Source organism: Vibrio sp. 10N (assembly GCF_036245475.1).
Taxonomy (GTDB): domain Bacteria; phylum Pseudomonadota; class Gammaproteobacteria; order Enterobacterales; family Vibrionaceae; genus Vibrio.
This window is the reverse complement of sequence record NZ_BTPM01000002.1, coordinates 1,519,345-1,534,692: the sequence shown is the minus strand read 5'-3', so window position 1 is coordinate 1,534,692 and position 15,348 is coordinate 1,519,345. Positions and strand designations below refer to the sequence as shown.

The following is a 15,348-nucleotide window of genomic DNA, read 5'->3' as shown; positions in this document are numbered from 1 at the left end:
CACAGTATTAACAGGAAACACGTTCACTATATCGACTTGACTCATAACCAAACATGCATATAAGTTTAGTTAAAACATAACTAGTGGCTATGCATATGAAACTGTCTGACTTTGATCTTAATCTGATGCGCGTATTTTTGACTGTGTATCGCTTTCAATCCATTACTGTGGCGGCAGAAGTACTCGACCTTACTCAGCCAGGTGTGAGTGGCGCTCTTAAGCGACTACAAAACCAGTTAGGCCAACAACTCTTTGTTCGAGATGGTAGAGGAATTGCCCCAACACATTTGGCGCATGAGATGGCGCGTCAAATAGAACCGGCATTGGAAGCCATCGAAAACACATTGAATGACGCTCAAGAGTTTTCTGTTGAAGGAAAGCGTCGTTTCGTGGTGTACACCACTGAGCCCGTGATGCTTAATCTTGTGCCAAAAATCGAAGCCGATAAAAGCCTAGGGAACTGCGAAATTGTATTGTCTCCGACGACCGTGACCGAAGCGCAGCTACGTGAACAGCTCAACCTAAGGCAAGCTGATTTAGCGATTGAATTTTCTGAGTCTTCGACTTCAAGCTACTTTACCCTGCCGTTCTTCTCAGATCAGATTTGTCTGATAGCCAGCAAGCAACATCCTCGAATTCAGGGGACGATCAGTGCTCTGGAGTATTACCAAGAAAAACACATCACACTCAAACTGCGCCGCGAAGAGATTTTTCTGGTGGACTATTTTACCAAAGAGCATATTCAGCCGCGCAACGTCGCCGCAGAATGCGAGTCGCTTCTAGCGTTAATGGCGTTAGTTGGGAGTAGCGAAAGTATTGGTATGGCGAGTTTAAACATGGCGAGGCAGTTTTCCGAGCAATTTGGGTTGCAGATCTTGCCAGTACCCTTTAGCTCGTTGCCGGTTAACTATGTGTTGATGGGGCATAAGAGAGAGCAAAATAGCAAAGCCAATATATGGCTGCGTGATAAATTGCTCTCCTACGTTCAAGGTTGATCGTAAGAGAGCAGATCTCGTTATGCTTCCAATAGGGTCATCTGTTGCCTTCTCAAGAAGGCAAACAGCAATACGAGACTGATTAGTGCAGTGGCGGCCTCGGCAAACAGGATGCTTGCCCAAATACCATTAGTCGGGAACAGGCCAGGCAGAATCACCACCCCTAGCGCGACAAACACAAAACCGCGAGCTAGCGAGATAATGGTGGCTTGATTCGGTTTGGCAATAGCCTGAAATAGGTTGGCGACGACCAGGTTAAGCCCCATAAGCGGCGTGGCATAAAAGAAAAATAGCAGCGCTGTAGCGGAAAGCTCTAGCAATTCACTCTCTGCACCCAAATAGAACCGTGCCACGTCTTGCGCTGTGAACCAAATAATCGACAGGAATAATAGTCCACTGCCAATGGAAGTAACCAGTCCAAGCTTGAGTGTGCTGTAAACGCGCTCGGTTTTGTTGGCACCGTAGTTAAAGCTGATGATCGGCTGACAAGCTTGGTTGATTCCAACGATGACAAACAGCGCAAACACACCGACGTTAGCCGTTAAGCCGTATGCGATGATATGACTCTCGCCAAACTGGCTAAGCAGCACATAGTTAAACAGCAAAATGGTCAGTGCAGCGGTGATCTCGATAAAGAATGTCGGAACGCCGATCTTTAAGATCTGACCGATACGATCGAGCCCTAAACCCTCCAAACTCAAACGCAGTTGCCCTTTTTGTCTGGCGAAATGAGTGAGAAGAATTAGCGCGATTACACCCTGAGCAATCGCAGTCGCGTAAGCTGCGCCTTTCATACCCCAGCCAAACTTCAAAACAAAGAAATAGTCTAAAACTAAGTTGGTCACGGCGCCCGCAGACATCGCATACATGGCAAGCTTTGGGTTGGTATCGTTGCGCACAAAGCAAGACATGACCCAAGCGAGAGCATAGAGCACAAAGAATTTGAGCATGACGTTTAGGTAATCATGCGCGAGCTGCGCCATATAACCACTGGCTCCCATGAGTGCAATGATCTCATCAAGCCAAATCAAAGCAGATACAACAGTCATCGTGGTGAGGATCGCTGTCGCGAGCATCGACTGGCTAAACAGGGTTTGACCGATATTGAGATTGCCTTTACCAAACTCAATCGACATCAGTGCAGCCCCACCAATACCAATCATCATGGCCAGTGCGGTAAAAATAGAGAAAGCCGGAATCGTTAATGAAATAGCGCCAAGACCTTCCGCACCGACACCTTTGCCCACAAACCACGCATCTCCCATGATGAAGATGGATTTGATGACCATGCCTGATAATGCAGGCAATAAATACTGAATAAACGATTTCTGAATCGGATCAGATTTTAGATTTATACTCATGGATAACCAAAATACATAGAAAGTAATAAGAACACTATTACTGGTATTATCGTTACCAAAACAGGGTTAAGAAAGGGATATAGTGCCCTTTATCTGGTACTATTTGGACGTGCGTTTCCGAAATTCAGCAGGGGACTCCCCCATTTGAGCGCGATAAAAGCGTCCAAAATAGGAAGGATCGTCAAAGCCCAATTCCAACGCGATGGTTTTTACGGTTTTGGTGGAAAACACCAAGTCGCGGTTGGCTTCCAATAAGATTCGCTCATGCAAAAGGCGGGTGATCGTCTTACCGACATGTTTCTTAGTCAGCTCGTTGAGGCGTTTACTGGTAATGGACAGTTCGTCGGCATAAAACTGAACGTGGCGCTGTGAGCGGTAGTGGTGTTCAATCAACCCGAGTACTTTGGTCATGCGAGCATCTTTAATCACCTTTTTGTCTTCTGTATCGATGGAAAACCTTAACAGGTAGCGCAAAAAACTAGTAAGTAGTGATTCAATCAAATCCCAATCGGTTTGCGGTTGATGGAACTCATCCAGTAGCAGGTTAAACAGAGGTTCGAAATAGGTAAGCCCTTCATCAGAGGTGTCAAAATAAGGTTGTTGGTCATCGTGAGAGCGAAACACGGCATTGAACATACGCTGGTGGCGTGGACGGTTCTCAAGAAAATCGGTTGAGAAAATCATCATACGATAGTTTTCAGTAAGCTCGGCAGTCTCATGAACTTGACCTGGTGCGATGGTGAAAAATCGTCCTTTTTTACTGGGGTACTCCACAAAATCGATGCTCTGTTTGCCAACATCATCTAAGCAACAAATGATTTCAAAGTAGTCATGTCGATGAGCACCAATAATCCCGCCGCCATTATTGAAGGCACTGTCGATTATTTGGCAGGGATTTCCTTTGGGGAGGGAGATAACGTTTATCTTACTGCTCATGTTGACCTTACCAAATACACCACCTCTCAATTATGACACTCAATATTGCGGATTGCGACCAAACGTACGGTGTCGTTGTGCGTAAAAATTAACTAAAATACAGGCAGTAATGCTTGGAGGAAGGATGCAGATACCGACCATTGGTTTTGACCATAAAAGATCGAATCAGGCAGAGCTCGAAATCTTTGATTTAGAGTCGCTGTACCAACGTGAGTATAAAGACCACTCGCCGCAGCGCCCTCATCGCATCACTTTCTTTATGATGGTGTATATCGAACGTGGGTCTGGGAAGCACATGGTTGATTTCAAGAGTTACCCATTTGAGTCTGGGAGTATTGTCTTTGTGCGCCGCGAGCAGGTTCACTGCTTCGATTTTACTTCTCAACCTGTCGGCAAGGTGGTGATATTTACTCAGGCATTTCTCGATCAAGTCCACGCCAACATGCGTCTGCCTAACTATACGCCCACTCATCTTAATCAGTCTCGCTCTCCCGTGCTGGCTTTAGATAGTGAAACTTGCCTGAGTGCCAAGCGAATTATCGACGAGGTGCTAAAGGAGATATCTCATGACAACGCGGATCCTTTGGTCGTGATGTATCTGTTTTCTGCCTTTGCGTTGATGCTGCACAGGCTTAGACCGGAAGAGCGTCACGATAAATTGTCACAGGAGCAAAGCGTCAAGTTGGCGCGCTTTTTTGATCTCCTACAAAGTGACTATGAACGCACGCGAGACGCTAATTGGTATGCCTCGCAGATCGGTACGACCTATAAAACACTCAATCAGATCTGCAAGCGGGCAACGGATCTCACCGCAAAGCAGATGATCGATGCGTTTGTCACAATCGAAATGAAACGTCGTTTGGTGGTGAGTAGTGTGACAACTCAGCAGCTTGCTTATGATTTTGGCTTTGAAGATGCCAGTAACTTTGTTAAGTACTTTAAAAACCAAACAGATATGACGCCAAGTCAGTTCCAAAAGCAGTACGCCGACCCTCATATTTAGCCGAAAACCTGTGTCTTGGGTTCGATATTGACCATTTTCCGACTCACTTCTACACGGAATTCCATCGAGCTTGTTCCTATTATTGTTTGCGAGCCAACAAGAGGAAAACAATATGAACAAGCTTACTCGTCTATTCGCTACGACTGCTGTAGCCGCCTCAGCCCTATCTGTCACTGCGATTGCAAACGCAGAAGAAATGACCAATCGCGAAAAGGCCGTTGCCGTCATTTCTAGTATTGAGACTGGCGATCAAAGTGCCATCGGCTATATCAATCCTAAAAATTACACGCAACATAACTTGGGTGTGGCTGATGGGCTGGCAGGCTTTGGTGAGGTGTTACAGCAGCTTCCCGAAGGCAGCGCGAAGGCGAATGTGATTCGCACTATTCAAGACGGTGATTATGTAGCGCTGCACACGGAATACAATTTCTTCGGCCCTAAAGCTGGCTTTGACATCTTCCGCTTTGAAGATGGTCTTATCGTTGAGCACTGGGATAACCTGCAAGAGGTGGCCAAGCCTAATCCAAGTGGTCGAACCCAGTTTGATGGTGCAACTGAAATCACAGACCTAGATAAAACCGATGCCAACAAAGCCTTAGTCACGGACTTTGTGAAAACCATTCTTATGGGAGGAGACATGTCGAAGATTGGCATGTTCATTGGTGAAAAAGACTCTGATTACATTCAACACAACACCGGCGTTGCCGACGGCTTAAGTGGATTAGGCGTTGCGATGAAGGCGCTGGCTGAAGCGGGTATGCCGATGGTTTACGACGCGAACCACTTAATTATTGGTGAAGGTAATTTTGTTCTTTCCGTTAGTGAGGGCAAGTTCATGAATCAACATGTGGCATTTTACGACTTGTTCCGAGTGGAGAGCGATAAAATCGTTGAACATTGGGATACGATACAAGTTATTCCACCTAAGTCAGAGTGGAAAAACGCTAACGGTAAGTTTGGTTTCGAATAGCGACACTTACTTGTTGCAAGTAGGGTCACTTTTTGCAGTGACCTTCTTGGTATTTTCAATACTCAAAAGTTGACGAGAGCAAAAATCATCCCTGATTACACCAAAAACAGACATGTTTTTTCCATGATGATTCCCCTATATTTGAGCTGTAGACTTAACGCAATTATCACCGAAAGAAGTAGAGGGATAGCAATGGATTCAGAGAAAACGTGGGCACATGATGCTTGGAAAAGTGTGTTTGAGAAAGTCAAATTTACTAGCGAAGACATTTCAGTACAGTTTCCTTCCATGACATCGGAGGGCCGTTATGAAGATACCCACGCTCCTTGGGCGTGGGTTGTCGGTTTTTGGCCTGGCCTGCTGTGGTTGCTGTATGAGAAAGAGCACTACCAACCGTTCAAAGACATTGCCATTGCACGTGAGAACACCATGGATGGCCCACTCGATGAATATGTCAATATCCACCATGATGTTGGTTTTATGTGGCAACTTACTTCGATCAAACAGTATGAATTGTTTGGTAACGAGCGCTCTAAAAATCGCGCACTTAGAGCCGCGAGTCATCTGGCGAGTCGATTTAACATCAATGGGCGCTTCTTAACGGCTTGGAACAAGAATGATGTAAGTGCTGCAGATCCAAAAGGATTGAGTATTATCGACAGTATGATGAACTTGCCTCTTCTGTACTGGGCTGCGGATCAACTCGATGCACCGCGGTTCAGACTGATTGCCATGGCTCATGCTGATACGGTGCTTAAAGAATTTATTCGACCAGATGGCTCGGTAAGACATATGGTTGAGTTTGACTATATGACTGGCGATGTGAAAAGTTACTATGGTGGTCAAGGCTACAATGAGGACTCAGCTTGGAGTAGAGGCGCATCCTGGGCGGTTCATGGCTGTGCACTAAGTTATAAATACACGAGAGAGCCAAGATACCTAGAAGCGGCCATGAGAACCGCTGACTTCTTTATTAACCAGTTACCTGAAGATTCAGTTCCACATTGGGATTTTAGAGCGCCAAGGGATGAAAATACACCAAGAGATACCTCAGCTGCAGCCTGTGCTGCGAGCGGTATGCTACTTATCTCTGAGCTTGTTGACGATGAAACAAAAAAAGCGCATTACTTTGATGCTGCCAATCGAATCCTCAAGAGTCTTTACGACAACTACTGCACGGCAGGGGACGATAACCAGCAGGGAATCTTAACAGGAGGGGCGTTCAACTGTCCCAAAGGGTTGGGTGTTGATTGCTCGCTTATATATGGTGACTACTACTTTGTAGAAGCTCTATCGAAACTGGTGACAAAGCTATCGTCTGAGAAAGAAAAATCGATCGCCGAAGAAATGGTGATCTGACAAGCAGCATTGAACAGTAAACTGTAAGTTACGAGACATAAAAAGAACGCTCGATATGTAATATCGGGCGTTCTTTTGCACATTATTTCTTGGATGTGATTCTCAATTGACTGGAAAAAACCGGTCAAAAAAGCCTCAGCAATGAGGGGTAGTAAAAATAATATTTAATGGGTGTTACGATACTCTCTCGGAGATACACCAAACTTAGCTTTAAATTTCTTGTAGAAGTCACTGGTATTCGAAAAGCCTACCTCTATTGCAAGGTCGTTAATACTTATGTTCCTAATCTTAATTATTTCACAGAATTTATTGAATCTTATTTCCCGAAGTAGGTTGTTAAATGTCACTCCACTTTCTTTTTTAATAAGCTTGGACAAGTTGTAGTTCTTCATTTTAAGCTGATCAGAGATTTCATTTAAGTTGGCTGTTCTAAGGTTTCTCTCCATATAAGTAATGACTTTACAGAGAACACCTTTGTCGTAAGATACTTTTTCAATTCTTTTAGGCTCTTCAAGCGTTAGATCAAGGACAAGGATACCGAGCAAGAACTTAACGCGAGGCTCCATCAAATCCTCATCACCATCGAGTTCTGATAGCATCTCATTAAGGGAGCTTTCAAGTCGACTTTTTTCTTTGGTAGAGAAAATAAGTGCCGAAGTAGCGGATTTTTTGAATACTACATCGGTAAAGAAGTTAGATAAATTACAAGACTCATTGATAAATTCGAAGATATAGCTAAAGAACTTTTTGTGAATAATGAAGTTTACTATTATATCATCATCACCGGTCGGATATATTTCGTGAGTAACACCGGGTCCCAAAAACAGGAGATCCCCTGTTAAGAGTTCCACTTCTTCATCCTCGACTACTTGAACCGACTTTCCGTTTAGGACATAACATATCTCTACATAATCATGGCTGTGTTCAGGATAATGTATAAAACGTGTATGCTTCCTAATAGAAATCATTTTTCCAGAAGGGCAAACCTTGTCAAAGGATATTATGTTCCGGTATCTGTCGGTAAAAATACTATTATCGATACCAGATTGCTTATGGATGATTCCCTCTTCCTCAACATTGGTGGACTTCATCTTTTCCATGAAGTCATACAGCCCTCTATCCATAATAAACCTCATTCAGTGCACGGTTCTAACGATGTGGTGTGATGCAAACATTGGCTCACTTACGACCAAGATTTGCCTTAAACTGTAACCAACTCAAATATACACGCAAAATCAAAAAAAAATTGAACCATCGGTTTAACTGTGATTGTGGTCAACAATAGGGAAACGCAAACGGTTAAATTTTGGGTGTCGGTCACGATCGCGATACTGACAACAATGCGGGGAAAAAGTCGTCGAGAAAACGAGCAAAAAATGATGTTTTGGAGTGCAAACCTCTGTATTTATAGGTTAGTTATTGTCAATTAAACTACACGATCAGTAAGCATCGGAGGTTGTAATGAATTACTTTTTGGCAGTTGATATTGGTGCATCAAGCGGACGACACTTGCTAGGCCATTTGGACAATGGCAGGCTCAAGGTGGAAGAAATTCATAGGTTTAACAATCAAATTTATCAAGTAGACGAGCAACTCTGTTGGGATCTAGATTATCTGTTCTCTGAGATAATTACGGGTCTTCAAAAGTGTGCAAAGCAGGGGAAACAACCCAAAGCACTGGGTATTGACACTTGGGGGGTCGACTTCGTCCTTTTGGATAGTGAAGATTGTATGATCGGTCATGCCGTGTCTTATCGTGATAAACGAACCAATGGAGTGATGAAAGAGATTTGCAACCAAATTGGCAGTGAAACACTCTATGCAAAAACTGGTATTCAATTTATGGACTTTAATACCATTTGTCAGTTACGGACACTTTCCGAAGAGGTAAAGTCCAAAGCCAAGTCATTCCTTATGATCCCTGATTACCTGAATTACTTGCTAACAGGGAAAAAAGTAAACGAATATACCAATGCCACTACAACACAACTGTATAACATAGACACCAACAGATGGGATGAGGAACTCATTGACTTTGTTGGACTAAAACAAGAAGTATTCCATGAAGTTATGCAACCGCTATCAAAAGTCGGCAATCTAAGGCAAGCATTAGTTGACCAACTGGGCTTTGATTGTAAAGTGATTCTGCCACCCACTCATGATACTGGGGCTTCATTCATAGCGAGTAGTTTAAACATTGAAGATAATGGCGTTATTCTCAGCTCGGGAACTTGGTCCTTATTAGGTAAGGAACTACTAGAGCCAATCGTTAGTGAACAGTCAAGACTAAAAAACTTTACTAATGAGGGCGGAGTAGATAAACGCTACCGGTTTCTAAAGAATATTATGGGCTTGTGGATTGTCCAAGAAGTGTCCCGAAACCTTGACCATCGATACTCATATTCAGAGCTCGTTAATCTAGCAAGGGAGGCTAAAGACTTTACGTCTGTTATTGATGTCAATGACCAAAGATTTTTCATAAACGACAATATGATAGAAGAAATTGTTAATTATTGTAGGGAATCTGGCCAAACACCACCTTCTACGGTCGGGGAAGTTAGCGTATGCGTCTACCGCAGTCTAGCTGTTTGTTACAAGAAGTATATTGATGAAATGTCAGTAATAACAGGACAGGATATTAGAACAATTAATATTATTGGTGGAGGATGTAAGAACGAATTTCTTAATGAATTAATAGAAGAAGAGACAAGCTGCAACATAATTGTTGGTCCAGTTGAGGCAACGGGTATAGGTAACATAGTTTCCCAGATGATTGCTATGGAAGAAGTTTCGGATATTTATAGAGCTAAAAACATCATTGAATGCAGCGAGGTATAGGTTACTGCAAATATTGCCATTTTTTACTGCAATAGTATGTGTTTTTTGTTGTTGAAGTTCTTGATAAAGTAAATATAACGTCACTTATAATGATGAATGGTTATAGATGAATATAAATTGAGTGGCAAATTTACGTGAAATAAAATAACTATGATAGGAATGTCAATGAATAAGTTTAAATTTAGCTTATGTGCGAGCGCTATATTGGGCTCAATGTTATTTGTACCTGCTGGTGTAGCGAATGCTGCAATTTCGCTCGAAAGTGAATTGAAAATCACCGATGGCGCCCTTCACTTTGACGGAAGTCGAATAAAAGCTCGACATGCAGAGGACAATGGCTCTGATGTTTATGACTTTAAGTTTGGGCCTCAAATTTCTGCCCATGGAGACAGTGTAAAAACCTACAAAGATTATGTTTTCATGACTTGGTATCGTGGTGGTAAGCAAGACAGGCACGTAATGCTAAGTCGACTAAACACCAAAACTGGAGCTATAAAAACCATTGAATTCCCGCATCAACATACAGGTTTTCTAAACCAGCCACACATCGGTGAGTCACATAACACTATTGCAGTTGAAATAAGTCCAATCGATGGCACCATCCATCTACTTTATGATATGCATGCCTATGGAACAGATAGACCTTCGGATGGCTCATTTAGCGAAGACTACTTCCGCTACTCATACAGTGTGCCAGGCGCCGCAGAAGTTGCTGATAAAGACTTCACGCTTGAAAAATTTGTACAAGATCGTAGTCCACTTAGCCAAGGTGTTAGTGATTACAAGCACTTAACTCTTAGTGGCAAGATTGATTATGATAGCTATCATGGTCTAACTTATCCGACTTTCTATACCAACGATGACGGAACACTACTGGTATATATGCGCAAGGGTGGTAACAACAACGGCGGCTATGTTTTTGCTCACTATGATGCGCAGCAGGGTCATTGGTCGGACTGGAAACAGTTTAATGTTCTAGATGCCAAGTCTCATGGCAACGCGTATGACTGGGGTTTGTATGGCAGCATGAAGTACGTTAACGGCAAGCTTCGTGTTGGTTTCCAACAACGCGCTAATGTAGAAGATAAATTCGTTTACCAGAATGGCGTTTATTACGCATATTCTGATAGTCCCAATGGCGATGGTCAGTGGAAGAACCATCAGGGTGAGAGCATGAGTTTCCCATTAGTGAACTCTGACGAAATTAAAGTGTTCGAGCCTGGCGACTATATTTCGCATACTGAGAAAGATTCGGTACACATAGTGCAAAACTTTGATTGGACAGTGACAGAGAACGGCGATATACACATGATCAGCCGTGTTAAGTCCAGAGACAACAAGCGCTCAGACTTTGAAATGGTTCATTTACACTCCTATAAACCTGCAGGTGAAAAAGAGTTTATTATTTCTGAAGATTTTGTAGGCGCTTCAAATATATACACTGCAGGTGATAATATTTACATCATAGGTTTGAATAAGGATGGTAAGCCATATATAGAAAAAGCAAAAGGCGGTACCAACGAGTTCGAGCGAGTATATGAGTCTCAGTCAGACAGAAAGTTTAGCCATGGTAAGGTTCATATCAAAGATGGTAAATTGTATTACTACCTAATGGAACGTTCGCAAGGAAACTCTCGACCGCTTTATTTACAAGTTATTGATTTAGATCTTTAATTGAAAGCGATATAAAAAGAAGCCAATAGGATGCTGTTCTTGTTGGCTTCTTTCATATTATTGATTGTGGAAAAACTTAAAGGTTCTCAACTATTGTTAAAGCCAATAGTCGGTAAATCGACGGTAGTTAATATGCTCTGCAACCCAATCTACATCACTCATCTCACTTGACCTTGTTCTCGCATCTCCCAAGAGGATCTCTGCTACTGCGAATGCAAAGTCGATGGTGTAACCATAGTCTTGACCGGATATAAACTGACCATCAATTACGACGGGTTGATTGATGTATAAGCCATCGGAATAGTTTAAATAAAAATCACCACAACACACATAACGGTGGGAGCCTAGTAGTGAATTCTTAGCTAGGACTTTAGCTCCAGAAGAACAGAGGGAAGCTATGTAAGCTCCTTTGTCTATGTGCCTCTTAATGAAATGAACTACTGTATTATCGTTACCGAGTTTGTCTGTATTAGGCGGCCCACCCACAAGAATGACAGCTTCATAGTTAGTTTCAATATTGTCAGCGAACAGTTCATCCGCCACGACCTCTACGCCATGATAGGATGTGAGTGTCATCTCAAGTTCACAAGACAATAGGGTGACTGAAATCTGCAAACGACGCAATATATCAACAACATTAATTGCCTCGCCTTCTTCAAATCCATTGCATAATAATATCGCAACTGTTTTCATGTTGTATCACCTTCTTTGTGAAATGTAATCAAATAACGATTAGTATTTATATTGTCCTGACCATATTCAATAATTTTTTTTGCCGAACTAGGTATCATATGTTGCGCGCGTGGGCTTGTAATACAATATAATGGTTTTTTCTGTTCCTTGTGCAGAAATTGTCTCGTTTGTTAACAAAGATTAATCTTAAACTAAACGTCAATAACTGCAAAAATTAATATGTTTAAAAAACAGATTTTTAATCACGCCGAGAGTGAAAATTAATAAACTTGGCTAAAAATAATAAGTTCAAGGAATTGATAAATGAAAAAAGTTAATCTAATAACACTAGCAGTTGTATCCTCTCTCTTAAGTAGTTCTGTCTTTTCAGGTGTATTAATGGTTCGTCAAGAGCACTTGTCTGATCCTTTTAAACCGGAACAAAAAAATGCTACTTTGATCAAAGCTGGTGGTAGTGCGGGAAAAACCTTTTTCGGGGTGCAAGCTGTGCACAAAGGGGAGACACTGAGCACTTATGCATTGTCTAGTAGTGAAGTGCAGCTTGGCTACCGTTATGATGTGAATGATACAATAAGACTCATTCCTCAACTTCAAGCAACCGCGACAGCGAGTGGTATTGGTTGGAAACCGCAACTTGGCTTTGTTTATAAGTTTGGAGGGGGATTTTCTACGGAGCTTAAATATAAGCATGAGTATTTTGTGCGTCAAACACCGAATAGCAAAGGCGAGAGCACGTCTGAAAAGAGCCAATATCAAGTCAACCTAAACTATGCTTTAGACAAGCTGCGCCTGGGTCTCCAGTATGACTACCACAAAGGTCTAGATGGTCAGAAGTACTATAATGGGAATGGGTTTAAGCAAGAGCTTGAGCTAAAAGCATATTATCGAATTGCCAAAGGTTGGACTCCCTTTGTTACTTTTGCCGGCGTTCCTGTGCACCATAGTTCAGAAGACTATCAGCTTCGTACAAGGCTAGGTTTCTTGTATAGCTTCTAGCTTCGTAAACGTCGAGTCTCTTATTGGCTGGCGACTTAATCAGGTTTTAGATTGGATCAGGCTTATCATTTGATAGCCTGATTTTTAATAAATCAACAACATAAAAAATATTGAAATGGTCTTTTATATAAATTGCCCTTAACAATATGTTAGTTTGTTACTGACGAATGTCTTCTACACAATCTGTGAACATGAGTTTTTCATAAGACGACAGAGTTTCTATTCTTATTTCCTAACATTTCTATAATGTATAGTTATTATTAGTTCTATAAAGTGTTTATTTTTGCCATATTTGATGGAATCTAAAAATATCTTTTGCTTAAAGTGTGACTTGTTCTATGTTTATTTGTGAGACCAGTCATTGAAATGAGGAGAAAACCATGAAAGTTATTGTTGCAGTAGTTTCAGTTTGTATGTCATTAAGTGTCTATGCAATGACAGACCAAGATGTCTGTGAGGCATATGGTGTTGCTATAGCGTCGAATAGCACGCAAGACCAAGTACAGTTCCTTGATGAAATGCGAGCCAGAATAGAGAATGAATCTTGGAGCCTGAGTTCAGCAGAATGTAATAACCTGAGTTTAGAGGCTAAATATGACTACGATTTAGATTTGATCATAGATATGGGTACGGATTAATGTCTAGATTGCCAGGGTCAAAAAAAACCTCAACTCTCCTTAGTTAAGGGAGTTGAGGTCTTATTTATCGCTTTTATTCAGTTCGGGTGTTTGCTGCGCTCAGTGATCTTTTAACTGGACCGTTATCTCCAAGGAGGTACATTTTACGCCACTGTTTCTCTCCCTTGGCTTTTTCGGCGACAAACAGTCGAGCATCAGGGTGAGCATTGCTAATCATGGCGGACATTGCCCAACCAGACTTCGCTCTGCGCAATAGTTCTGTGCTCTTTTCAAATGTCTGGCCGCCATCTTCAGAAGTAAAGTAGGCAACGACACCATCTCCTTTCTCTTTATAGCCCAACGCAAATGTTACTTTCTCTGGTGATGAAATAAAGAAATCACCGCGAGTATCAACGCCCCAGTTCACTGCTGCAGGGTTGACTGGATTTCCGCCTACCCATTCTTCGCCCGTCCAGCGAATGTGAGAAGTCTGTTTTGGTCCGCCTGTCTTTTTAACACCTAAATCGACACCAATATTTGTACCAATATGTGGGTTGCCATCTTGGTCCAAATGAACAGAACCATTGAAGGTCCATTTATCTTTGGTATCCAAAGCGAGTGTTTTTTCATCGGCGAGTTCGCGAGTTACTGGCAGTTCGAATGTTTCACCTTTGACGTTGCGCCATGTTCCTTCTTTGGTATTGAAAATCATGTAGTAGGTATTGTGGCGTTCTGTGGTGTGTCCTCTGCCGTTATTAGCATGAGTTTTCCAGCACAGGTGGTAATCGTAAGTAATGACGATATCATCTCCCTGCCCCTTTACTGCCCATGCATACCAGCTATCAACAGCATCAACGTCTTCACGTTCCTTATGTTTGAGGAATGATATAGGTGCTTCGAATGTGCGACCGTGGTCTGTTGATTTTTGATATACCCAGTCACTCTCATGGGCACCGTGACGATAGAACAGGTATATGTCACCGTTGTCCATTTTCACTGCTTGGTTGTAGTTGCCAAATGGAGGAATGTTGTCAAGCTCTACCCACTCAGAAATGTCGTGGGGTTTCTTAGAAACAATGTGCTTGTTTCTGCCATCATGAACATCACCCAGCGGGTTTTCACCATGTCGTGCACTGCCGCCATGCCCACCAAAGAAAATGTGGAGGTAGCCCAGATCATCAATAATCATGGTTGGCTTACCGTGGTTATCGATGGCACGGCCAGATGGTGCCCAATAGTTATCCTTACCTAACTCACTAAAGCCCGCTTTGATCGGACCTTGCCACTCTTTGGTTTTGTGATTGTAGGACACCACATAGGGGTCTTCGAGATCGCCTTGGTAAGTGAGGTAGGTGACTCCTTTCTCATGTATTCCCGCTGGAGCTTGGACTAATGCGAGAGAGTTTCCAAACCCGTTATTGGCAAAGTAGTCAGCCATCTCGCCCTTATTTGGCACCGTCTTATCCGCGAAAGAGCTGAATGATATGGTACCTAGTGTGAGCATCATGGCGGGTACCAGCACTGTTTTCCTAAACTTTGGTAATTTTGTTTTAATGATTTGTTGAGGCAATGGGTTTTCATTGGTAGGTTTCATCTAAATTCCTTATATAATAATTATTGCGTGACTAGTTAATCCAAAGATTGTTAATTAAAGATCGACAACGAATTGTAGGTAAACATTAACTGATGTTAGATTCTGATCTTGTCGGTTTCTATGTCTATTTTTGGGTATTAAAAAGGCAATAATTGCACTAAATCAGTGCGTCTAAAAGGAGTGATGATTGTGAGATTATTTGGCAAAAGATAATCATGTGTTTGGCAGAAAACAGTTATAGTATGCGAAGATAACTTGAACTAACATAAACATTCGCCATGGCTCAATGTGTTATTTGAGCCCTGAATGAAC

The 15,348-nt window shown here is 42.3% G+C and carries 13 protein-coding genes; 8 read left to right on the top strand and 5 right to left on the bottom strand.

Features of this window, described 5'->3' with window-relative positions:
- Positions 1-95: 95 nt before the first annotated feature.
- Positions 96-995, top strand: coding sequence for a LysR family transcriptional regulator (locus tag AAA946_RS22945; RefSeq protein ID WP_338167055.1), 900 nt, complete (start codon positions 96-98; stop codon positions 993-995).
- 20 nt (positions 996-1,015) lie between these two features.
- Here AAA946_RS22945 and AAA946_RS22940 read toward each other — a convergent pair whose 3' ends face one another.
- A complete protein-coding gene (locus AAA946_RS22940) occupies positions 1,016-2,356 on the bottom strand; it encodes an MATE family efflux transporter (protein WP_338167054.1) in 1,341 nt (446 codons plus the stop codon).
- 99 nt (positions 2,357-2,455) lie between these two features.
- Positions 2,456-3,292 carry an AraC family transcriptional regulator gene (locus AAA946_RS22935; RefSeq protein ID WP_338167053.1) on the bottom strand — a complete coding sequence of 279 codons (837 nt, stop codon included), beginning with the start codon at positions 3,290-3,292 and terminating at the stop codon, positions 2,456-2,458.
- Between the two features lie 124 nt (positions 3,293-3,416).
- Here AAA946_RS22935 and AAA946_RS22930 point away from each other — a divergent pair, with 124 nt between their 5' ends.
- From AAA946_RS22930 to AAA946_RS22920, 3 genes are all read left to right on the top strand, one after another.
- Complete coding sequence (locus AAA946_RS22930; RefSeq protein WP_338167052.1) at positions 3,417-4,295, top strand: AraC family transcriptional regulator; 879 nt, start codon at positions 3,417-3,419, stop codon at positions 4,293-4,295.
- Between the two features lie 112 nt (positions 4,296-4,407).
- Positions 4,408-5,265 (top strand): nuclear transport factor 2 family protein, encoded by an 858-nt coding sequence (locus tag AAA946_RS22925; RefSeq protein ID WP_338167051.1) that lies wholly within the window; start codon positions 4,408-4,410, stop codon positions 5,263-5,265.
- 192 nt (positions 5,266-5,457) lie between these two features.
- The gene (locus AAA946_RS22920; RefSeq protein WP_338167050.1) at positions 5,458-6,624 is read left to right on the top strand and encodes a hypothetical protein; all 1,167 of its coding nucleotides are present in this window, start codon (positions 5,458-5,460) and stop codon (positions 6,622-6,624) included.
- 164 nt (positions 6,625-6,788) lie between these two features.
- Here AAA946_RS22920 and AAA946_RS22915 read toward each other — a convergent pair whose 3' ends face one another.
- Positions 6,789-7,748: an AraC family transcriptional regulator gene (locus tag AAA946_RS22915; RefSeq protein ID WP_338167049.1), complete on the bottom strand. Its 960-nt coding sequence runs from the start codon at positions 7,746-7,748 to the stop codon at positions 6,789-6,791.
- Between the two features lie 337 nt (positions 7,749-8,085).
- Here AAA946_RS22915 and rhaB point away from each other — a divergent pair, with 337 nt between their 5' ends.
- Together rhaB and AAA946_RS22905 are read left to right on the top strand one after the other, a co-directional pair.
- Positions 8,086-9,462: a rhamnulokinase gene (rhaB, locus tag AAA946_RS22910; RefSeq protein WP_338167048.1), complete on the top strand. Its 1,377-nt coding sequence runs from the start codon at positions 8,086-8,088 to the stop codon at positions 9,460-9,462.
- A gap of 165 nt (positions 9,463-9,627) precedes the next feature.
- Positions 9,628-11,136 (top strand): BNR-4 repeat-containing protein, encoded by a 1,509-nt coding sequence (locus tag AAA946_RS22905; protein ID WP_338167047.1) that lies wholly within the window; start codon positions 9,628-9,630, stop codon positions 11,134-11,136.
- A gap of 96 nt (positions 11,137-11,232) precedes the next feature.
- On the opposite strand, the gene AAA946_RS22900 is transcribed toward AAA946_RS22905, so the two are convergent.
- Positions 11,233-11,829, bottom strand: a complete 597-nt coding sequence (locus AAA946_RS22900) for a DJ-1/PfpI family protein (protein WP_338167046.1) — start codon at positions 11,827-11,829, stop codon at positions 11,233-11,235.
- Between the two features lie 303 nt (positions 11,830-12,132).
- On the opposite strand from AAA946_RS22900, the gene AAA946_RS22895 reads away from it, so the two are divergent.
- Both AAA946_RS22895 and AAA946_RS22890 read left to right on the top strand, forming a co-directional pair.
- On the top strand, positions 12,133-12,825 hold the full coding sequence (locus AAA946_RS22895) for an oligogalacturonate-specific porin KdgM family protein (RefSeq protein ID WP_338167045.1): 693 nt from the start codon (positions 12,133-12,135) through the stop codon (positions 12,823-12,825).
- Between the two features lie 380 nt (positions 12,826-13,205).
- Positions 13,206-13,463 carry a hypothetical protein gene (locus tag AAA946_RS22890; protein WP_338167044.1) on the top strand — a complete coding sequence of 86 codons (258 nt, stop codon included), beginning with the start codon at positions 13,206-13,208 and terminating at the stop codon, positions 13,461-13,463.
- A 73-nt stretch (positions 13,464-13,536) separates the two neighbouring features.
- Here AAA946_RS22890 and AAA946_RS22885 read toward each other — a convergent pair whose 3' ends face one another.
- Positions 13,537-15,036: a BNR-4 repeat-containing protein gene (locus AAA946_RS22885; RefSeq protein WP_338167043.1), complete on the bottom strand. Its 1,500-nt coding sequence runs from the start codon at positions 15,034-15,036 to the stop codon at positions 13,537-13,539.
- Between the last annotated feature and the right edge of the window lie 312 nt (positions 15,037-15,348).

Bases quoted from the DNA above. Each gene is read 5' to 3' on its own strand.
- AAA946_RS22945 (WP_338167055.1), top strand. From the start codon at position 96: ATGAAACTGTCTGACTTTGATCTTAATCTGATGCGCGTATTTTTGACT.
- AAA946_RS22940 (WP_338167054.1), bottom strand. From the start codon at position 2,356: ATGAGTATAAATCTAAAATCTGATCCGATTCAGAAATCGTTTATTCAG.
- AAA946_RS22935 (WP_338167053.1), bottom strand. From the start codon at position 3,292: ATGAGCAGTAAGATAAACGTTATCTCCCTCCCCAAAGGAAATCCCTGC.
- AAA946_RS22930 (WP_338167052.1), top strand. From the start codon at position 3,417: ATGCAGATACCGACCATTGGTTTTGACCATAAAAGATCGAATCAGGCA.
- AAA946_RS22925 (WP_338167051.1), top strand. From the start codon at position 4,408: ATGAACAAGCTTACTCGTCTATTCGCTACGACTGCTGTAGCCGCCTCA.
- AAA946_RS22920 (WP_338167050.1), top strand. From the start codon at position 5,458: ATGGATTCAGAGAAAACGTGGGCACATGATGCTTGGAAAAGTGTGTTT.
- AAA946_RS22915 (WP_338167049.1), bottom strand. From the start codon at position 7,748: ATGGATAGAGGGCTGTATGACTTCATGGAAAAGATGAAGTCCACCAAT.
- rhaB (WP_338167048.1), top strand. From the start codon at position 8,086: ATGAATTACTTTTTGGCAGTTGATATTGGTGCATCAAGCGGACGACAC.
- AAA946_RS22905 (WP_338167047.1), top strand. From the start codon at position 9,628: ATGAATAAGTTTAAATTTAGCTTATGTGCGAGCGCTATATTGGGCTCA.
- AAA946_RS22900 (WP_338167046.1), bottom strand. From the start codon at position 11,829: ATGAAAACAGTTGCGATATTATTATGCAATGGATTTGAAGAAGGCGAG.
- AAA946_RS22895 (WP_338167045.1), top strand. From the start codon at position 12,133: ATGAAAAAAGTTAATCTAATAACACTAGCAGTTGTATCCTCTCTCTTA.
- AAA946_RS22890 (WP_338167044.1), top strand. From the start codon at position 13,206: ATGAAAGTTATTGTTGCAGTAGTTTCAGTTTGTATGTCATTAAGTGTC.
- AAA946_RS22885 (WP_338167043.1), bottom strand. From the start codon at position 15,036: ATGAAACCTACCAATGAAAACCCATTGCCTCAACAAATCATTAAAACA.